The organism is Halomonas huangheensis, from assembly GCF_001431725.1.
Classification (GTDB): Bacteria; Pseudomonadota; Gammaproteobacteria; order Pseudomonadales; family Halomonadaceae; genus Halomonas; species Halomonas huangheensis.
This window is the reverse complement of sequence record NZ_CP013106.1, coordinates 1,408,857-1,428,180: the sequence shown is the minus strand read 5'-3', so window position 1 is coordinate 1,428,180 and position 19,324 is coordinate 1,408,857. Positions and strand designations below refer to the sequence as shown.

Annotated in this window: 18 protein-coding genes; 1 reads left to right on the top strand and 17 read right to left on the bottom strand. The window is 56.9% G+C overall.

All coding sequences use genetic code 11. From position 1 onward, the window contains the following. Positions 1–104: 104 nt before the first annotated feature. The gene (locus AR456_RS06465; RefSeq protein ID WP_021820550.1) at positions 105–398 is read left to right on the top strand and encodes a cupin domain-containing protein; all 294 of its coding nucleotides are present in this window, start codon (positions 105–107) and stop codon (positions 396–398) included. A 6-nt stretch (positions 399–404) separates the two neighbouring features. Here AR456_RS06465 and AR456_RS06460 read toward each other — a convergent pair whose 3' ends face one another. From AR456_RS06460 to AR456_RS06380, 17 genes are all read right to left on the bottom strand, one after another. Continuing rightward, entirely contained in the window at positions 405–1,148 is a 744-nt protein-coding gene (locus AR456_RS06460; RefSeq protein ID WP_081694708.1) for a FadR/GntR family transcriptional regulator, read from the bottom strand. Between the two features lie 42 nt (positions 1,149–1,190). Further along, positions 1,191–1,958, bottom strand: a complete 768-nt coding sequence (locus AR456_RS06455; RefSeq protein WP_021820548.1) for an SDR family NAD(P)-dependent oxidoreductase — start codon at positions 1,956–1,958, stop codon at positions 1,191–1,193. Between the two features lie 14 nt (positions 1,959–1,972). After that, the gene (locus AR456_RS06450; protein ID WP_021820547.1) at positions 1,973–2,803 is read right to left on the bottom strand and encodes a sugar phosphate isomerase/epimerase family protein; all 831 of its coding nucleotides are present in this window, start codon (positions 2,801–2,803) and stop codon (positions 1,973–1,975) included. Then, complete coding sequence (locus AR456_RS06445; protein WP_021820546.1) at positions 2,803–3,699, bottom strand: NAD(P)-dependent oxidoreductase; 897 nt, start codon at positions 3,697–3,699, stop codon at positions 2,803–2,805. The genes AR456_RS06450 and AR456_RS06445 overlap by 1 nt, the downstream gene beginning before the upstream one ends. 10 nt (positions 3,700–3,709) lie before the next feature. Further along, positions 3,710–4,969 carry a TRAP transporter large permease gene (locus tag AR456_RS06440; RefSeq protein WP_021820545.1) on the bottom strand — a complete coding sequence of 420 codons (1,260 nt, stop codon included), beginning with the start codon at positions 4,967–4,969 and terminating at the stop codon, positions 3,710–3,712. Then, positions 4,966–5,535, bottom strand: a complete 570-nt coding sequence (locus AR456_RS06435; protein ID WP_021820544.1) for a TRAP transporter small permease — start codon at positions 5,533–5,535, stop codon at positions 4,966–4,968. The genes AR456_RS06440 and AR456_RS06435 overlap by 4 nt, the downstream gene beginning before the upstream one ends. Before the next feature lie 15 nt (positions 5,536–5,550). Continuing rightward, positions 5,551–6,528 carry a TRAP transporter substrate-binding protein gene (locus AR456_RS06430; protein WP_031208637.1) on the bottom strand — a complete coding sequence of 326 codons (978 nt, stop codon included), beginning with the start codon at positions 6,526–6,528 and terminating at the stop codon, positions 5,551–5,553. Between the two features lie 49 nt (positions 6,529–6,577). Next, positions 6,578–7,582 (bottom strand): transketolase family protein, encoded by a 1,005-nt coding sequence (locus AR456_RS06425; protein ID WP_021820542.1) that lies wholly within the window; start codon positions 7,580–7,582, stop codon positions 6,578–6,580. Next, positions 7,579–8,457 carry a transketolase gene (locus AR456_RS06420; protein ID WP_021820541.1) on the bottom strand — a complete coding sequence of 293 codons (879 nt, stop codon included), beginning with the start codon at positions 8,455–8,457 and terminating at the stop codon, positions 7,579–7,581. The genes AR456_RS06425 and AR456_RS06420 overlap by 4 nt, the downstream gene beginning before the upstream one ends. 394 nt (positions 8,458–8,851) lie before the next feature. Next, the gene (madM, locus tag AR456_RS06415; RefSeq protein ID WP_021820540.1) at positions 8,852–9,616 is read right to left on the bottom strand and encodes a malonate transporter subunit MadM; all 765 of its coding nucleotides are present in this window, start codon (positions 9,614–9,616) and stop codon (positions 8,852–8,854) included. 14 nt (positions 9,617–9,630) lie between these two features. Beyond that, entirely contained in the window at positions 9,631–10,044 is a 414-nt protein-coding gene (madL, locus tag AR456_RS06410; RefSeq protein ID WP_021820539.1) for a malonate transporter subunit MadL, read from the bottom strand. 166 nt (positions 10,045–10,210) lie between these two features. After that, on the bottom strand, positions 10,211–11,749 hold the full coding sequence (locus AR456_RS06405; protein WP_021820538.1) for a malonate--CoA ligase: 1,539 nt from the start codon (positions 11,747–11,749) through the stop codon (positions 10,211–10,213). A gap of 41 nt (positions 11,750–11,790) precedes the next feature. After that, complete coding sequence (locus AR456_RS06400; protein ID WP_021820537.1) at positions 11,791–13,155, bottom strand: malonyl-CoA decarboxylase; 1,365 nt, start codon at positions 13,153–13,155, stop codon at positions 11,791–11,793. Positions 13,156–13,659: 504 nt separating this feature from the next. Then, on the bottom strand, positions 13,660–15,069 hold the full coding sequence (locus tag AR456_RS06395; RefSeq protein WP_021820536.1) for an aminotransferase: 1,410 nt from the start codon (positions 15,067–15,069) through the stop codon (positions 13,660–13,662). A 57-nt stretch (positions 15,070–15,126) separates the two neighbouring features. Then, entirely contained in the window at positions 15,127–16,539 is a 1,413-nt protein-coding gene (locus AR456_RS06390; protein WP_021820535.1) for an APC family permease, read from the bottom strand. Between the two features lie 75 nt (positions 16,540–16,614). Beyond that, positions 16,615–18,102, bottom strand: a complete 1,488-nt coding sequence (locus AR456_RS06385) for an aldehyde dehydrogenase (protein WP_021820534.1) — start codon at positions 18,100–18,102, stop codon at positions 16,615–16,617. Positions 18,103–18,391: 289 nt separating this feature from the next. Further along, positions 18,392–19,321, bottom strand: coding sequence for a LysR family transcriptional regulator (locus tag AR456_RS06380; RefSeq protein ID WP_021820533.1), 930 nt, complete (start codon positions 19,319–19,321; stop codon positions 18,392–18,394). Between the last annotated feature and the right edge of the window lie 3 nt (positions 19,322–19,324).

Genomic DNA, 19,324 nt, shown 5'->3' with positions numbered 1-19,324 from the left:
TCCTTGTCACAGTTGTTGTTTGCCCACAGGGCGAAGCTCACTTATCGTATCGATCATCCACCGCCAATAAACACAATTATCCATTGCTACGGACACGACAAGCCATGAACTCAACTCGCCCTGCTGCCACCCCCACTGTTCAGATCGATGATGAGCGCTGCATCGTTACGCGTTGGGACTTCCCGCCAGGCGCAGAAACGGGCTGGCATCGCCATGGTCATGACTATGTTGTGATCCCGCTGACTTCGGGCACCATGCAGCTGGAGACACCGGATGGGGAACAGCAAGCCACCCTGACCCCCGGCGTATCCTACCGACGCCCGGTTGGCGTGGAGCACAATGTGATCAACGCCGGCAGCGAGAGCTTCTCGTTCATCGAAGTCGAGATGAAAGCCTGACCCCATTCAAGTCGAACCTTCGATATCATCCACCAGAGATGGCGCAGTCCCCGGATAGGAACGCATGGTCTGGCGATTCCAGGTCTCGAAATGTTCGTCCATGGCCTGTCGCGCCATCTCTCTATCACGCGTCTTGATGGCAGCAACAATGGCAATGTGTGTTTCATTGGTTTTTTCCAATGAAACACTGGACTGGCGGGCCAGAACACGACGCTGATGGAGCACGGTCTTCAACACCGAAGACAGCCCCTGAAATATCACTAGAATGGCAGGATTTCTTGCCATGATGGCTAGCTGTTCATGGAAATCGTAATCTGCCTGAAGCCCTTCATTAACATCAGTTGATTTGATAATAAGATCACAAAGCTCTTCCAGCCTTTTCAACTCTTGAGCGTTATGATTAATGGCGGCGGCCTGGACGATTTCACGCTCAAACATCTCACGAGCATGCTCCAGATGGTCGACAGAGATATAGTTGAGTTTCAGCGCCAACTCGAAATACAGTTGTATAAAGACAGGTTCGGGCATCTTGAGGAAAGTACCACTCCCCTGTATACGCTCGATAAAGCCCAGGCTGTGAAGAACGGAAAGCACGTTTCGTACGGAAGTGCGATGCATATCAAAATGCTCGCAAAGGGCGCGTTCGGGAGGAAGCTTGAGACGCCCATCCTTCGAAAGCTCCGATACAGAGACGAATTCCTTGAGTCTATCCAGGAGGCCTGGATCAATTGCGCCCATACGAATATCCATTACTGCCCCTGTCAACCATGAACAGGGGCAGGATAGCACCAGTCAGTGAATGTGCATACCGCCATTAACGTCTAACGTAGCACCCGTAATATAGTCGGAAAGATCGCTGGCGAGGAATAGAAATGCCTTTGCCACATCTTCAGGCTTACCCAATCTTGCCAACGGGATGCCTTCAAGGATTCTTTCCTTCATTTCTTCAGTCAGTTTACCACCGGTGATATCCGTGGCGATCAGCCCCGGAGTCACGGCATTGACACGAATCCCATGTGCGCCAAGCTCACGAGCCATGGCCTTGCCAAGCCCCAGCATTCCTGCCTTTGCAGCACTGTAGTGCGGGCCACCGAAAATTCCACCGCCACGCTGGGCAGATACCGATGAGGTATTGATGATGGAGCCACTTTTCTGCGCTTTCATTTGCGGCGATACCGCTTGAGACATATACAGCATGCCACGCAGGTTAACGTCCATGATGCGGTCGTAATCTTCGCCAGTTATTTCATCAAATTTGACCGGCTGTGTGATACCAGCGTTATTGACAAGAACATCGATACGCCCAAAACGTTCGACGACTTTTTTCGCCAATTCAACACAATCATCTCGATTGGTAACGTTGCTGACTTCCACCATCGATCGCTCTGCATCAAACATTGAGCGAACCTGGTTACAGGCATCAGCATTGACATCGGAGATGACGATGGTAGCACCCTGTTCATAGAACATGCGTGCCGTTCTCAGGCCAATACCATTGATCCCCGCCGCCCCGGTCACGATGCATACCTTGTCTTTCAAAAGCAGATTATCCACTTGCATTTTTCATTCTCCGATCAGGAAAGGATGTCAGACATCCACGCGAGCGATTGCTTGAGTTGCCGCTCTATATGGTCAAGGGTCAGCGGGGAGTTATCCCGCCAGGGTTGTGCATCAAGGTCGCGGTGAAGACGAAACGGAAGCTCCAGCGAGAAAGGTACGTTCCGGGCGTCAAGATGACGCACCAGGCACGCATCATCGATATCGCCCTCACCCAGAGGAGTGAAATCATAGCCGTCGGGTACTACTCGGCAGGGCTTGATGTGAAAGTGATCCGCCTGCGACAGTGCCTGAAGCCCGTCGGCCAAAGGGTCGAGATCAGGGCAGTGCGAGAGCAGATTGCCGACATCGAAATTGATGCCGAATACATCGCTATCCAACTGCGCCAACAATGGTTCGATGTGCGCCGCTCGATCCAGCAGATTGGGATCGCGGTTGCCGGGGTTCTCCAGCAATATCCTCACACCGTGGTGACCAGCGATCGCGGCCAGCTCTCCAGCGTGTGCCAGAAACTGCTCACTGACGGTGAGGCTGGCGGCATTGGTGATGACATGCTTCGCCCCCAGTTCTGCGGCGAAACGACAGCGAGCCTCGAGGCGTTGCGGTGCATCCTGCTGACCGAGATCGATATGTCCCGAGAAGTAATGACATTGTTGGCCGTGACGCTGCATCTCCTCTCGTAGCTCTGCAGCGTAGCGCTTGCTCAGGTCTTCATCGGTGAAGGCTTCCACGTAGCCTTCGATGAAGGCGATTTCCACATTTCTCACACCACAGCGAGCCAGCGATGCCAGAATGACATCGAAACCATACCCGTCGTAGGCAGCAGTGCTGACCGATACCAGAGACATCACTGCTCCCCTTCCGGCAGCCCACCATTGAGCAGACGATAGGTACGAATCACCTGACTGTCATCGAGGCGGCCCTCACCGCGCTCCGAGGACGCGACAAACAACTGATAGGCGGCCTGCGCCAGCGGCGCGTAAGCCCGCGACTGCTTCGCCGAATCACAGACGATGCCAAGATCCTTGCAGAAGATATCCACGGCGCTGGTGAGGTCCCCTGGAGCCGCGATCATGCGCGGTCCACGATCCTTGATCATCCAACTGGAGGCTGAGGAGCCACTCAACATCTCCAGCATCACCGCAAGGTCCAGACCGTTCTTCTCGGCAAGCGCGAAGGCTTCCGCCGCCGCCGCGATGTGCACGCCACACAGCAATTGATTGACGGCCTTCATGGTCGAGCCTTGCCCGGCCTCACCACCGGCACGGAAGATCGCCTTGCCCATGGCGGAAAAGGCCGGCTGGCAGGCTTCCAGCGCCTCATCGCTTGCAGCAGTCATGATGGTCAGGCTGCCCGCCTGCGCTCCTGCAACACCACCCGATACCGGTGCATCAACATAATGCAGGTCCGCCCGACGAGCTGCGACGGTGCGGCTGATGTCCGCCGAGTCTGCCGGTGCCACGGTAGACATCTGTAGAATGCAGGCTCCCGGCTTGAGGTGATCGAGCCATTGGCGCGTCACCAGCAGATCGCGCACCTGATCGGCATTGACGACCATGATCACCAATCCATCGGCATTGGCCAAAGCGTCCTCGAGGCTGTCCTGGTGGACGGCCTCGCGGTTGAATGCATCGGCGCGAGCAGCATCGACATCGAAACCGAATACCTCAATACCATGGTGGCGCAGATTCTCCGCCATGGGCATACCCATGGAACCCAGACCAGCAAATACAATACGCTTCATCGAGTCCTCCTCAGTAGATGATCAGTGCCGGTACGAAGGACACCAACAGCAGCACCAACAACGCAACCAGGTAGAATGGCACCAGCTCCTTGACCACCCTGCCGATGGGCTCGCGGGCGATGGCCGCAGCAACGAACAACGTGGTACCGATCGGTGGCGTGAACAGACCAATGCTCAGGTTGACGCACATCATGATGCCAAGCTGAACCAGGTCCAGACCGATGGCATTGGCAATCGACACCAGCGTCGGTCCGAGCAGTAGAATGGCGGCGGGCAGGTCAAGGAACATGCCGATGAACAGTAGAAGAAGGTTGATGGCGAGGATGATCAGCAAGGGATCCTTGAGATGCTCCACGGCCCATTGGGCCACGGCCTGGGGAACGCCTCCCGACGTCAGGATATAGCCGATGATATTGGCCGCCGCGATGATCAACATCACCACGCCAGTAGTAATCACGGTATTGGTCAGCGCCGCCATGATTCGCGTGCCATTGAGGTCACGATAGAACACGCCACTGACCACCAGCGCGTAGGCAACGGCGATGATGCTGACTTCCGTGGGTGTGGCAATTCCCGCCCGCAGGAGAACCAGAATGAACACCGGCATCAACAACGCCGGCAGAGCATTGAGCACCGTCTGCACAACTTCTCTGCGGGTGTAGCTCAGTTCGATTATCGGAAAGCCACGCCGACGACCGGTGATGTAGCAGGCCAGCATCATGCCGCCAGCCAGCATCAGTGCAGGAACGACTCCGGCAATGAATAGCGAGGCAATGGACGTGTTGGAAACCGTGGCGAACAGGATCAAGGCAATGGAAGGCGGCATCAGGCCGGCGATGACTGACGAGGAAGCGGTAACCGCTGCGCCGAACGCACCAGGGTACCCTTCTCTCTTCTGCCATGGAATCAGCATCGAGCCCAACGCCGAGGCTTCAGCGACGGATGAACCGGAAACACCGCCGAACACCGTGGAACCCACCACACTGACCTGCCCCAGCCCGCCGGGATACTTGCCGACCAGCATCGATGCCATGCCTACCAGCTTCTGGCCGAGCTTGCCCGACATCATCAAGCTGCCGGAAAGGATAAAGAACGGGATCGCCAACAGCGGAAAGCTCTGGGTCGGCTGAAAGATCTTCAGCACCGCCATGCTCGAAGGCATCGAGCCGAATACCGAAAGCGCTGCCCAACCACTGATCACCAGCGAGTATCCTACCGGCATGGCCAACAGCATCAGCATCACGAAGCCAAGCAACATATGGACCGTCATGCGACTTCCTCCCCAACGTGTTCCTGAGCCGCGGAATCTACGCTCAAGTCATTACCGGCCAGCACCAGAACGATGTTGATCAACGACACCAATGCCACCGCAGCAAACCCGATCACCACCGACCAGTAGGCCCAGGACATCGCAATTCCGGTAATCGGCAATGTCTGGCTACCGGCAATACTGATGACTTCAAGGCCATACCAGGCCATTACGCCAAACGCCACCATTGCCGCCAGATTCACCGCAAACAACACCAGGCGGCGCAATGGACTGGGCATTTTCGCCACCAGCACTTCGATACCGATGTGCTCATTGCGAGCCGCCGCCGCAACAATCGCGCACATGGTCAGCCACGGGAAGAACAGGTTAGGTACCTCTGCCACCCAGCCGAGGCTGGATGACAGTACGTAGCGGACAATGACGCCGAACATCAAGGCGACAAACATGGTGACAATCGACAGGATCGCCGCCCACCTGAAGGTGTGATAGATCGCGGCTTTCAAGCTCAGCATCAGTGAGGCAGGCTGCCCTGCCTCACTGATTTGGCTCTCCTCAGAGTGCTTCATGACAGCACCTCCAGTTCAGGGGCTTTCCTGTGCGGCAGTCACGACCATCTCGACCAGCTCGGGATAACGCTCACGCCAGCTGTCATAAACAGACTGAGTCGCCTCGATGAACGGAGCCTTGTCGACGTCATTGAACTCCACACCCGCCTCTTCCATGCGCTTACGCAGGTCCTCATCGGCCGCCAGCGACGCCTGACGATTGAACTCTCCCGCCTCGAGCGCAGCTTCCTGAACGGCCTGCTGGTTTTCCGGCGACATCGTGTCCCAGATCACCTTGCTCATCAGCACTGGCGTTGACTCGTACTTGTGGCCTGTCATCGAGACGTACTTCTGAACCTCGTGCAGTTTCGACGAGTAGATGTTCATCAGCGGGTTTTCCTGGCCATCGACCACCCCCTGCTGCAAGGCGATGTACAGTTCGGAGAAGTTCATCGGCGTCGGGTTGGCGCCCAGTGCCTCGAAAATCTCCACGGTGACCGGGTCCGGCGGTGTGCGAATCTTGATACCTTCCAGATCTTCTGGTGTCTCGATCGGACGCACATTGTTGCTGACGTTACGAATGCCGTTGTCCCACAACGCCAGCAACACCAGCCCCTGCTGCTCCGCTAGACGCTTCAGTTCATCTCCAACTTCACCATCCATCACTCGCCAGGCAGAGGGCAGCGAATCGAACAGGAACGGCAAGCCGAGCACGGCAAACTCGGGAATAACGCCAGAAGTAGTGCCCTGAGAGTTGGCACTGAAGGCCAGGTTACCGATACGCATCAGCGTCAACGCTTCGACATCATCGCCGTATTGCGCATTGCCACCGACATCCACGTTGATCTCGCCGTTGGTCTTCTCTTCAACCAGATCGGCAAACAATTCCGAGGCATCCCACTTGGGGTTACCTTCTGCGGCGTTGTGCGCGAGCTGCAGCGTCTGCGCCGAAAATGCCGAAGCACTCATCAGCATTGAACCGGCGATGATTGAACCTGTGATTATATTTTTCATGGTTTCACGCTCTCTTGTTCTGTCTAGTGAACTGACGTTGTCGACCGAATCAGCTCTTGCGAGCCACGATACCGGCCACCTTGCTCACCACTTCCCTGGTGGAGATTCCATAACGGTCATGCAGCGTGGGCAATGCCCCCGCATCGAGAAATTCGTCGGGAAGGCCAATCTGGTGGAACTCCGCGCAGACGCCTTCACGCATCAACAGCGCACCGACTGCCTCACCAAGGCCACCGACCACGGTATGGTTCTCGGCGACAAACACCGGTTTGCCGGTGTGCTGGCGGACCTCATCGACAATCGTCTGTGTGTCCAGTGGTTTGATGGTCGGGCAGTGCAGAACACTGACCTTGATACCCTGCTCTGCGAGCTCGTCGGCCGCTTCAACGGCACGCATGGTCATCAACCCTGAGGCAATGATCAGCGCATCTTCACCAGCCATCAGGCGCTGCGCCTTGCCGATCTTGAACTGATAATCCGGGAAACGATCGAGGACACGCGGCACCTTGCCACGCAGCAGACGCATGTAGACGGGGCCATCGAACTCGACCATGGCGTCAACCGCCTGTTCGATATCCAGTGCATCGCACGGATCGATGATGGTCAGGTTGGGCATACCACGGAAAATGGCGATATCTTCCGTCGCCTGGTGACTGGGGCCATAGCCGGTGGTCAAGCCAGGCAAGGCGCTGACGATCTTGACGTTGAGCCGCTCTTCGGCAATCGCCATGCAGATGAAGTCGTAGGCTCTGCGCGAGGCAAAGACGCTGTAAGTGGTCAGGAAGGGAACGAATCCCTCTCGCGCCATACCCGCACCAGCGCTCATCAGCAACTGCTCAGCCATGCCCATCTGGTAGTAACGCTCGGGGAATTGCTGGCCGAAGATATGCAGATCCGTGTACTTGCCGAGATCCGCGGTCATGCCAACGATGCGTTCATCACGCTTCGCCGCCTCAACTAGAGCATGGCCGAACGGCGCGCTGGTGGTCGCCTGACCTTCCGCGGCGATCGATGCAATCATCGCCGATGTCTTGAGCCTGGGCCGAGCTGTCATGACTGTTCCTCCGCACTGATACCGTAAACCTCATCGAGTTGCTGCAGCGCCAGACTCCACTCGTTCTCATCGACACGAATGAAATGAGTCTTGTCGCGACTTTCCAGAAACGGCACACCACGCCCCATCAAGGTGTCGCAGATCAGTACGCGCGGCTTGTCGGAGGTGCTGTTGACGGCCTGATCGAAGGCTTCGACCAGCGCGGTAAGATCATTGCCATCGACGCGCCAGGTTTCCCAGCCGAAGGCCTGCCACTTGTCGGCAACTGGCTCGTAGTTGAGCACGGTGGAGGAACGGTCATCGGCCTGCTGGTCATTGACGTCGACGATGGCGATCAGATTGTCGAGCTTCCAGTGCGCAGCCGATGCGACGGCTTCCCAGGTCGAGCCTTCGTTCAACTCACCGTCGGAGAGCAGGTTATAGATACGCGAACCACTGTTCTTGCGCTTGAGGCCCAGTGCCATACCGACACCGATGCCCAGGCCATGCCCCAGAGACCCACCGGTGATCTCCATGCCCGGCGTATAGGCCGCCATACCGGACATCGGCAGCATGCTGTCATCACTGCCATAGTTATCGATTTCATCGGCGCTGATCACTCCCGCCTCGATCAGCGCAGCATACAGTGCGATAGCGTAGTGGCCGATCGAGAGCAGAAAGCGGTCGCGCCCTTCCCACTCAGGATCATCGGCACGCATGTTCAATTGGCGGCAATAGGCAACCGCCAGCACATCAGCGATCCCCAGTGCCTGGCCAACGTATCCCTGACCCTGAACTTCGCCCATCAGCAACGCATTGCGTCGAATGCGATACGCATGGTGCCTGAGGTTTTCGATGTCGTCGGAGACGACACTCTGTGCTGGTGTTCCCATCATGGACCTCACAATTGGTTGACCATTCAAAAGTAGAGATTGGTCGACCAATTAGAAATACAACTTTGGTCTATTTTTTAACATCGATATTACCTATTGTTTTTAAACAAATTAATTCAATGAAACTGAAGCCATGATGGCTGGAAGAAGCATAGACTCGTCACACGCAATATTTGTTGACCAATCCATACAATCCAGAGGCGGGTGTATTCGGATGGGTAGCCAGAAACGCCACAGCCCCCGCCGAAGCGGGGGCTGTGGCTATACCGGAGTAATGGATAAGCCGGCGTCAGGATACTCGCTTTACCGGCAAGGCAGCCTTGCGCCGTTACTGAATCAGGCGACCACTGTTGGCTGGATCGAAATAGGCAGCACACACCATCTGGGGGACTTGCTGCTATCCGGCAATGGCTCGCACCACGAGGAACAGCAAGGTCGGCGCCAACAGAATTCCCAACCCGGTATAGAAGGTCGCGGTCATGGCTCCATAGGGCACCAGACGCGCGTCAGTGGCAGCGAGGCCTGCTGCGACACCGCTGGTAGTACCAATCATGCCGCCGAAGATCATCGCTGAACGCGGGTTGTCCAACCCGATCAGCCGCGCGGTCATCGGTGTCGCGACCATGGTCAGTATCGATTTGACCAGACCAGCGGCAATCGACAGCGCGATTACTTCGGAACTTGCCCCCAGGGTCGCCCCGGTCACAGGCCCGACGATATAGGTAACGGCTCCCGCACCGATGGTGGTGATATCTACCGGATCGGTATAGCCAAAGCCTACCGCCACCACACCACCAGCGACGAATGACACAATCACTCCGGCGAACAGTGCTATCACTCCGCGCACTCCAGCCTGACGGATTTCACTGAACTGCACTCCATAGGCCGTGGCAATGATCGCCAGATCGCGCAACATGCCACCACCCATCAGGCCCAAACCGGAAAACAGGCTGATATCAGCGAGTCCATCCTCACCACCGGTGACCACCCCACCAAACCAGGCCAGCGCCAGACCAATCATGATGGCGATTGCCGAGCCATGTAACTTGCCCCGGGTAAAACGGGCACTGACCCAATAGGCCAGGTACATGGTAAGACCGATGACCGCGAAGGCAGCAATGAGGTGATACTTATCGAACAGCTCAGTCAATGATTCCAACATCGTTCACTCCTCCTTCAGTAGCCCGACCGGGTAGTCGAGGACAAGCGGCCATCAGCACCACGATCGGTACTTCTGTCCGGTGCCTTGCCAGCGATCACAGGCACCAGAGCCAGCCCAAGTACCACGGCCAGAACACCCGCCAACAGGGCAACCAGACCACCACTGAAGGCGGCGGCGACATTCTGGGATGCCGCCATCGCCACCACAATTGGAATGTACATGGCATTCCAGAAATTGATCCCGGAAACCGTAGGTTCCGGCAATTTATTGCGGTCCTTCAGCCAACTGGTAGTGAAGATCAACAGCAGCATGGCAATACCCACGCCACCGAGGTTGGAATCGATACCCAGAACCTGTCCGAGCAGGTCGCCGATGATCAGGCCAACCATCATGCACCCTGCCAACAGGGCTACTCCGTAAATCACCATGGTCACTTCTCGCTATTATCATTGTGTTGGAAATATCGTGATCAAGCTTCGTGTTGATACATTGCGCGCGGCCATGTTTGCTGTAGACATGTTTTCTGTAGACATGTCTGCTGTAGAAGCGCGCTGGCGTGCTTGTTATGGATATGCCCTCTACGGGTGTTCCAGATCAGGCGTCGGTGGCTTCCTTGTGTTGATAGATATCGGCGTAGGTGGCACGCAGTTGATTCTTCTGCACCTTGCCCATCACATTCCGCGGCAGGCTGTCGACGAAGAACACCCGGCGCGGTTGCTTGTAGCGCGCCAGATGGCCTTGAAGGCCGGCAATGATCTCGTCACCGCTGAGGCTCTCACCGCTCTTCAGTACCACCACCGCCGTGACGCCCTCCCCCAGATCGGGATGAGTCACGCCGATGACCGCAGATTCCAGTACCTGAGGCAGATCATCGATCAGTTGCTCGATTTCCTTGGGGTAGACGTTGTAACCACCAGAAATCACCAGGTCCTTGTCACGCCCGACAATCTGCAGGTAACCCTGTTCATCAATGCGTCCAAGGTCTCCGGTAATGAAGAAGCCATCATCACGAAACTCGGATTTGGTCTTTTCCGGCATGCGCCAATAGCCCTGGAAGACATTGGGGCCACGCACCTCGACCATTCCCGTTTCACCCTGGGACAACGCCACGCCGGTCTCACGATCCGAGATACGCACTTCCACTCCAGGCAGCGGCATACCGACAGTGCCCGGACAACGCGCGCCTTCGTAGGGGTTGGAAGTGTTCATGTTGGTTTCGGTCATGCCGTAACGCTCAAGAATGGCGTGACCAGTACGCTGGTGGAACTCATCATGAGTTTCGGCCAGCAGCGGTGCAGAGCCGGACACAAACAGACGCATGTTGTGCACCGCATCACGATCCAGCTGTGGCGACTGCAATAGACGGGTATAGAAGGTCGGCACGCCCATCAACACTGTGGCGCTCGGCATGCCATCCAGCAGCTTGTCGACATCCAGGCGCGACAGGAAAGTCATCGAGGCGCCAGCCGTCAGCGTGACGTTACAAGCGACGAAAAGCCCATGGGTGTGGAAGATCGGCAAGGCATGCAGCAGGTGGTCATCAGCAGTGTAATGCCAGGCCTCAACCAGCGAGCGGCTGTTCGACGCCAGGTTGGCGTGGCTGAGCATCGCCCCCTTGGCACGTCCAGTGGTCCCGGAGGTATAGAGAATCGCCGCCAGGTCATTGGCCTCGACCTGTGCGACATCAGAGGTCGCCGCCAACGACTGAGCCTGATCCATCAGCGTGCCATCACTGGCAGTACCAAGGCTCTCCACATGAACGACTCTGCCCTGCTGACTGAAACGCTGGGCATGGGCGAGGTTTTCCGGCGTGCAGACATAAAGCTGCGGCTCGGCATCACCAAGGAAATAGTCGATTTCGGCGTCGGTGTAACCGGTATTCAGCGGCAGATATACCGCGCCTACCTGCAGGCAGGCGAGATACAGCATCACCACCTGCGGACTCTTGTCGACCTGTACCGCCACCCGGTCACCCGGCTGCACTCCCAATTCGGACAGCACGGACGCCAGCCGCTGTGATGTTGTCAATACATCCGCATAGCGATATTCAGCACCTTCAGGAGTGTCGATCAGTACCTTGTCCGGCTGTCGCTCAAAATGCGGAAGAAACTGCAGATAGAGATTATGATTCATGACGTTCTCTCTGGTGGAAGTGAACAAGGAATACGCCGCCCTCAGGCATCCGCCTTCTGCTGGCTACGTGGTTTCTGTTTTGCCGCCATACGGCGAATTTCGGAGGAGCAGATGATGCTGCTTTCACGGCTGTAGGCTTCATGGTTCTGTTCGATCTGGTCGATCTGGTAGCGGTAATTGACCATCAGGCCATGCGCCTGCTTCAGCCCCTTGGTGGAGGTGTCTCCAGGCCAGTTCATGCGGTGCAGACTGGCACCATTGCCAAGATGAAAGCGCGCCACCGGGTCGAGTGGCTGACCACTGCGATGCTTCGCTTCGAGGAAGTAATGGGCCGCCAATGGCATCAGCTCCCCAGCAAGGGTCTTACGGCTTTCCTCGTTTTCCTGCCAGGCACCCTCCTCGAGTGCTGACTCGGCATGTGGGGACAGCTTGACCTGCCCTGCACTGCGCGCACTGGAAAGCCAGGCCGCGAAGCCCGGCACCGGAGATAGAGTGACGAATTCCCGGAGGTTGGGCAGTTCACGTTTCAGTTCCTGCACCACCTGCTTGATCAGGAAGTTACCGAAAGAGACGCCTTTCAGACCACGCTGACAATTGCTGATGCTGTAGAACACCGCCGTGTCTGCATCATTGGCATCCAGCTCCTCCGTCGACGCCAGAATGCTCTGGATGTTGTCGGGAATCCCGCGGCACAAGGCAACTTCGACAAAGATCAGCGGCTCATCGCCGGTTGCGGGATGAAAGAAGGCATAGCAGCGTCGGTCCTGAGGCCCGAGGCGACGACGCAAGTCTTCCCAGTCATGAATCTCGTGTACCGCCTCGTACTGAATAACCTTCTCCAACACTGCAGCCGGGGTATTCCAGTCGATACTCTCCAGCACCAGAAAGCCACGATTGAACCAGGAGGAAAACAAGTGGGCGAAATCGGCATCCAACGGCGCCAGTTCGGGATGTTCCTTGAGCAGTCCCAACAGATCGGCGCGCATCTTGACCAGCTCAAAAGTCCCACCTGGGCATAGGTTGAGACGCCGCAACAGATTCTGGCGAGCGGGCTCACATGCCGTGAACAGCCGTTCCAGGTTGGCATTGCTTTCCTCATCCCGATACGCGGCATAGGCGAGGTGTACAGCCTCGGAGTCCGCGGCATATTCCTCGGCCAACAAGGTGAAGAACGCTACCCGATCCTGCGCATCCAACTGGGCATAATGCTCGAGTGCCCGTTGCGCGACGAGAATACGCGACGCTTCGCCACCACTATTCATCAAGGCATGGCAGGCGGCACTCAGTTGGAATAATGGTGAGCTGCCACTCTTGCTGGTACGGCCCCTCCCCCCGACATCGTGATCTCGAGCCCTGCTGGATACTCGCGACAGCAGGTCCTGAAGAAACTTCATATTCATGTTCATGGAGTTACACCTCGCAGAGTCATCGCAACGGCAACCTGTCCGGGGCATCTTTCTGCCGTCCCTGCCCCCTCAAGCACGAGAATACTTCTGCTCACCTGTTATATACAACAGATAGACACTATATATACATAGGCCAAGTGACGTTACCTATACCTAGGTCCAGGAGGAACGCCAGCGAGGACAAGATCAGGCAAGGCAGACGTGCCTGTGCAGAAAGGATGCTGTATCGAATAGAAAGCAACCAAACCTCATCGACCGCTCCGTCAGCAAGGCGGTATCGAAGATCAAGGCGTGGAGATACTGAGGGTTGAACGTCAGTAGTCGTTCAGAAGGATGCCGGGGTGATAAACCACAAGGCCGTCGCGCTACCGTTGCCTAAAGCTGCCTTGGCTATTCAATGATTGTTTCAGAAACCCATTTCATGGATCGGTTTCATTAACCCCAGTGCCGCCATTTACCGAGGCGAGAAGCATGCCCCCGACTCCTCGAGTCGGGGGCATGGCCTTAGCGTGGCAGATAGCCGTCCACCTTGAGCGACTCGGTGGCTGCCTCGATGCTGTCGCGCAATGTCTGCACCACGAAGTCGACATCGTCTCGTGAGAGGATCAACGTCGGCGAGAGAATGTTCATGTGCGCCAGAGGACGCACGATCAAACCACGCTTCTGGCACTCATCCGCGATCCGGTTGCCGATCTTCGCCTCGGGATCGATCAACTTCCGGGTCGCCTTGTCGGCCACATTCTCCAGACACATCATGAATTTTCGACCACGCACATCGCCGACAATCTGCAGATCTTCCAGCTCATGGAGACGTCGTTCAAAGTAGTCTCCCACATCCTTGACGTGATCGCAGATAGCCTCTCGCTCCATGATCTCGATGTTCTTGAGCCCTGCGGCACAGCTGACGGGATGCCCCGAGTAGGTAAATCCATGGGTGAAGAGCGCGCCTTCCGCCTGGGGCCGGCTGATCACCTCATAGATACGATCGGAGAAGATCGTTGCCCCCAGGGGCAGGTAGCCGGACGTCAGTCCCTTGGCACAGGTGATGATATCCGGAACAATCCCGAACTCATCCTGCGACGCAAACATGTGCCCAAGCCGTCCGAAGGCGGTGACCACCTCATCGGAGACGTAGAGAACGTCATACTTGCGGCACACTGCCAGCGTCTTGCGGTGATATCCCTCGGGCGGCACGATGACCCCGCCGGCACCCATGATCGGTTCAGCGAAGAATGCTGCGACATTGTCCGGACCCAACTCGAGAATCTTCTCCTCAAGCTCCTGCACCTTCTCGTCACAGAATGCCTCCAGGCTCTGTCCTTCCTGGCGACGATAGGGGTTGGGGCAGGAAATGTGATGGACCAACTGGCGATCGATATCGAAGCCGATATGGTCGAACTCGACCCCGGTAATCGACATCGCCATGTAAGTACTGCCGTGATAACCATCGATGCGCGAGATGATCTGCTTCTTGCTGGTCTTGCCAAGCTGATTGAAATAGAAATGAATCAAGCGCACAGCCGTATCGTTGGCCACGGACCCGCCGCAACCATAAAAGACGTGATTGAGATCCCCCGGCGCCAGATCCGCGAGTTTAGCCGCCAGGCGAGCGGCGGGTGCGGTAGTGTGGTGACCAAACGTCGAGAAGTAGGGAATATCACGAATCTGCTCGGCTACCGCCTCAGCAATCTCCTCACGGCCATAGCCAATGTTCACGCACCACAGTCCACCAATGCCATCCAGATAGCGTTTGCCATCAGCATCCTGTACGGACACACCGTCGGCCTGGCGCAAGACCATGGAGCCACTCTCCTTGAACGTGGAAAAGTCGGTCCAGGGGTGCACGAAATGATCCCGATCCTTCTGCCAGATTTCCTGCTTCTCGAGATTGGTGCCAACGTTCTGACTGGTCATTGTGATTCTCCTTCAGGTTGTGAGACACACCGCGAGGCCGGCCTCGAGGTGCCGACATCAAGGGTTGGTGATTTCATTGAGAGGTTCAGGCCGGAACAGTGGCTTACGCATGACCAGCTTGATCCAGACCACAGCAACAACACTGACCAGGCCCAGCACCACTCCAGCGTTGAGGAATATCTTGTGGGTCAATTCCGGCGCTGGAGAGGCATAGACGATGGCGTAGACCATGCCGGCGATGCCGATCAGTTGTGGCAGCGGATAGAAAGGAGCGCGATAGGGGCGCCTGGCGTCGGGATAACGGAAACGCAGCGCAATGACATTGACGTGCGCAATGACATAGGCGATCAACCAGGCAATGGCCGCTGAGATCAGCAACAGGCCCACTGTGCTCGGATCGTTGCCCCAGATCAGCAAGGGGAGTCCCGTCACACCGGCGACAAACAGCACCGCAACCCAAGGCACGCGGGTGGCACGGGTCAGCCATCCCAGCATGGGAAAGGCCTGGCCTTGCTCGGCCATCCCTTGCAGCATGCGAGGCACCGCAGCCAATGAGGTGTTGACGGTGCTGCAGGTTGCGGTCACTGCCGCTACTGCCAGCAGGAAGGTTCCCGACCCACCGAAAGCAGCTCTGGCATATTCCAGGTGTGGCAATTCAGCCGAAACCAGCACGTCACGCGGGACATAAAAGAGCGCCCCCAGACAATAGAGCGTAAAGACCGCAAGAATTACCGTCAGTCCCAGATACATCGAGCGTGGGATATTGCGCTCGGGATCGCGTGCCTCCCCTACCAGCGGGCAGACGAACTCAGCTCCGACATAGCCCCAGATGGCCAGCGCAATCAGCGTCAAGGCTCCATCCCCTAGACTGAAGCCTGCGATCAGCTCGGAGGATTCAACGCTGTGCGGCGCAAATCCACCACTCAGTGCACTGACACCGAGCAACGTCAGCGCAACCACCATGACGAACGCCAGGACGTTCTGCAGCCTGGCGAACACATCAATGCCCAACAGGTTGAGCATGGTGAAGACCGCGAGAATACCGAAAGCGATGTACTGGGAGCCTTCAATAGCCGGGTACAGGACACCGAGCAGATAGTTGACCAGCATCAATTCAGCGGAAAGCGCAAACATGGCCACCACGACATAACCGGAGAACACCGACAGAATTGCCGGAAAGTGCCCCAGAGCCACTTCGGTATAAGCACTCAGGCTACCTGCTCTTGGCACCATCAGTGCCAGCTCGGAGAACGACGCTGCGTAGCACAATGCCAGAACCCAGGCGATGGCCAGAGGTACGACGAACGCTGCGCCCGCGATGCCAACGCCCTGGAGCATCACTACCATCACGCCCTGGGATACCACCAGACCGACGGCAACGGCCATCAGAGACTTGAGCCCCAGGCCACGCCTGGCCCGCTTGCCAGTGACAGCCGTAGCTGACGCCGGTTTGGATGCGACATCTTGCATGGTCTTGACCCTCTTGTTGTTGTAGGGGGTTATTGCCCGCTGACATCGCGTCAGCGGGAGGATTGGAAATATGAGTCAGAGGCGAATCCAGGTCGTCTTGAGCTGAGTGAACTTGTCCAGCGCATGCAGCGACAGGTCACGACCGAACCCGGACTGCTTGTAGCCGCCAAACGGCGTCGTAAAATCAATGGCATCGACGGTATTCACCGACACAGTGCCGGCCCGCAAACGTCTCGAGACTCGGTGAGCGCGGGACAGGTCGCGCGTCCAGACCGAGGCAGCCAGCCCATAGATGGAGTCATTGGCAATAGCCACAGCCTCGTTCTCATCCGTAAACTCGATCAATGCCGCCACCGGGCCGAATATCTCTTCCCGTGCGATGGTCATCTGGGGAGTCACACTGTCGAATAACGTGGGCACGACAAATGCTCCCTGCACGTCATCACCAGGCAACTGCCCCAGCGCAAGATGCGCGCCCTCTTCCACTCCCAGGGCGATATAGCCCCGCACCTTGCTGGCATGATCTGCATCAATCAGCGACCCCACATCGGTGGCTGGGTCCAGCGGATCTCCCACCACCAGTTGCGACGCGATGGCGACAAAGCGCTCAACGAAGGCATCCTTGATCTCTCGCTGGACCAGAATTCTCGAATTCGCCGAACAGACCTCTCCCTGGTTGAAGTAGATCCCCTGCACCGCCGCACTCGCCGCGGCATCAAGGTCACTGTCGGCAAAAACCAGATTGGGACTCTTGCCGCCACACTCCAGCCATACCTGCTTCATGTTCGAACGCGATGAGTACTCAAGAAAGCGCTTGCCAGTTGCCGTGGATCCAGTAAATGCCAGGCAATCCACATCCGGATGCAATCCCAACGCCTGGCCAGCGACATGCCCAAGGCCCGGTACGACATTGAAGACCCCATCCGGAATTCCTGCCTCACTGGCCAGCTGTGCCAGGCGCAATGCCGTCAAGGGCGACTGCTCCGCAGGTTTGAGAATCACACTATTGCCCGCGGCCAATGCCGGGGCCACTTTCCATGCGGTGATGTCCAGCGGAAAGTTCCACGGGATTACTGCGGCTACCACTCCCAGTGCCTCACGGGTAATGGTCGCAAGGTTCTCGCCATCCGTAGGCGCCACTTCTCCATAGAGCTTGTCGACAGCCTCGGCATACCAACCAAAACACCCAGCGGCACCGGGGATATCGAGCTGGTAGGCATCACGGATCGGTTTACCGGTATCCAGCGTCTCGAGCAACGCCAACTCATCGCGATGCTCCATCATCAGCGTTGCCAACCGCTGCAACACGGATTTACGTGTTGCCGGTGCTGCCCGAGACCACTCTCCATCATCGAAGCTGCGACGAGCCGCCAATACGGCACGTTCAATATCTTCTGTGCCACAGGCCGACACTTCGCCCAATGCCTCCCCCGTAGCGGGATTCCAGGTTGTCAGAGTACTGCGATCGGCGGCGTCAGTGGCCTGGCCGTTGATGAAAGCGGAGGTGGGAATACAAAGGCCAGCGCGAAGGTCGCGCCAGTATGCAAGATCATGCATAGCCATCAGAGAGACTCCATTATCCAATGTTGTTGTGATGTCGAATGCCGTTGTGATTTCAAATGCCGTTGTGATTTCAAATACCACGATGATGTCGAATGTCGTTGTGATCGCGGCTCAGCATAAAACCAGCCGTCCCGTTGCTGTCACACTAGGCAGAGCCTTTGAATCGTTAAAATATAATTATGTGAGCTATTGAATAGTTTTTTATGATGCAAGGATTCGAACGCAGCGCTACCTGCTGGCGCCAGCGCGTCAGCAGGTAAACAGCACGTCCTGTCCGGATGAAGTGAGTTCAGACGGCGCTTTTGCGACCAACCACCATTGCGGTGACATCAGTGCGCATTGCCAGCTCACGCATGGCTTCCGCGGCGGGGCTCAGGCGCAACCCCTTCAGAGAAGCCAGCCCCATGGAGAGTGGTCGAGCTTCATCCTCAATCCGCAGCGCCGTCAAACGACGCCCATCGAATGCCTCGACGGTTGTCAGTGGAGTGTTGAACAGCGAAAAGCCAAAACCATTGGCCACCAGACCGCGAATCATATCCAGCGACTTGGCACGATAGGCGACCTGGGGCTTCAAGCCATGAATGTCGAAGATCGACAGGAAGTATTCACGGCTCTGTGGCCAATCCAGCAACACCATCGGGAATTCGACCAACTCTGCAAGACTCACCTGCTCTCGCTGGCTCAAGGGATGATCTTCGGCCACTACGGCATAGGGTGGAAAACGGTGTAGCGGAGTGAAATCAATATTGGCGGGCACCTGGAGGTCATAGGTGAAAGCCAGCTCATACTCGCCCTGATTCAGCCCTCTGATGATGTCGACCTGATTTTCCTCGTGACACGCCAGGCTAACCGCCGGATAGGCATCGGCATAACGCCGCAGCAACTGCGGCAGAAAAACCGGAGCAAAGGTCGGAAAAGCCACCAGACGCAGCTCACCCGCGACATCCTCTCCCAATGATACGGCAAACTGCTCCAGGCCATCCGCGTCACGCAACAGCTGCTTGGCACGTGCAAGGAGCTGCTTACCAGCCGGCGTCAGCGATAGTCCCTGGGCATGGTGACGAACGAACAACTGCAGCCCTGTCACTTCCTCGATCTGCTGAATGGCTGCGGAGATCGATGGCTGAGAAACATGCAGCTGTCTAGCCGCCAGGGTAACACTGGATAGGTCGCCAGCCACCGTGAAGTAGCGCAACTGCTTGAGGGTGAAATGGCGCATACA

What these genes read in the sequence shown, in the direction of transcription:
- AR456_RS06465 (WP_021820550.1), top strand. Translation starts at nt 105, where the DNA reads ATGAACTCAACTCGCCCTGCTGCCACCCCCACTGTTCAGATCGATGAT.
- AR456_RS06450 (WP_021820547.1), bottom strand. Translation starts at nt 2,803, where the DNA reads ATGTCTCTGGTATCGGTCAGCACTGCTGCCTACGACGGGTATGGTTTC.
- AR456_RS06440 (WP_021820545.1), bottom strand. Translation starts at nt 4,969, where the DNA reads ATGACGGTCCATATGTTGCTTGGCTTCGTGATGCTGATGCTGTTGGCC.
- AR456_RS06445 (WP_021820546.1), bottom strand. Translation starts at nt 3,699, where the DNA reads ATGAAGCGTATTGTATTTGCTGGTCTGGGTTCCATGGGTATGCCCATG.
- AR456_RS06380 (WP_021820533.1), bottom strand. Translation starts at nt 19,321, where the DNA reads ATGCGCCATTTCACCCTCAAGCAGTTGCGCTACTTCACGGTGGCTGGC.
- AR456_RS06395 (WP_021820536.1), bottom strand. Translation starts at nt 15,069, where the DNA reads ATGACCAGTCAGAACGTTGGCACCAATCTCGAGAAGCAGGAAATCTGG.
- AR456_RS06400 (WP_021820537.1), bottom strand. Translation starts at nt 13,155, where the DNA reads ATGAACATGAATATGAAGTTTCTTCAGGACCTGCTGTCGCGAGTATCC.
- madL (WP_021820539.1), bottom strand. Translation starts at nt 10,044, where the DNA reads ATGGTGATTTACGGAGTAGCCCTGTTGGCAGGGTGCATGATGGTTGGC.
- AR456_RS06420 (WP_021820541.1), bottom strand. Translation starts at nt 8,457, where the DNA reads ATGATGGGAACACCAGCACAGAGTGTCGTCTCCGACGACATCGAAAAC.
- AR456_RS06455 (WP_021820548.1), bottom strand. Translation starts at nt 1,958, where the DNA reads ATGCAAGTGGATAATCTGCTTTTGAAAGACAAGGTATGCATCGTGACC.
- AR456_RS06405 (WP_021820538.1), bottom strand. Translation starts at nt 11,749, where the DNA reads ATGAATCATAATCTCTATCTGCAGTTTCTTCCGCATTTTGAGCGACAG.
- AR456_RS06390 (WP_021820535.1), bottom strand. Translation starts at nt 16,539, where the DNA reads ATGCAAGATGTCGCATCCAAACCGGCGTCAGCTACGGCTGTCACTGGC.
- AR456_RS06460 (WP_081694708.1), bottom strand. Translation starts at nt 1,148, where the DNA reads ATGGATATTCGTATGGGCGCAATTGATCCAGGCCTCCTGGATAGACTC.
- AR456_RS06385 (WP_021820534.1), bottom strand. Translation starts at nt 18,102, where the DNA reads ATGGCTATGCATGATCTTGCATACTGGCGCGACCTTCGCGCTGGCCTT.
- AR456_RS06430 (WP_031208637.1), bottom strand. Translation starts at nt 6,528, where the DNA reads ATGAAAAATATAATCACAGGTTCAATCATCGCCGGTTCAATGCTGATG.
- madM (WP_021820540.1), bottom strand. Translation starts at nt 9,616, where the DNA reads ATGTTGGAATCATTGACTGAGCTGTTCGATAAGTATCACCTCATTGCT.
- AR456_RS06435 (WP_021820544.1), bottom strand. Translation starts at nt 5,535, where the DNA reads ATGAAGCACTCTGAGGAGAGCCAAATCAGTGAGGCAGGGCAGCCTGCC.
- AR456_RS06425 (WP_021820542.1), bottom strand. Translation starts at nt 7,582, where the DNA reads ATGACAGCTCGGCCCAGGCTCAAGACATCGGCGATGATTGCATCGATC.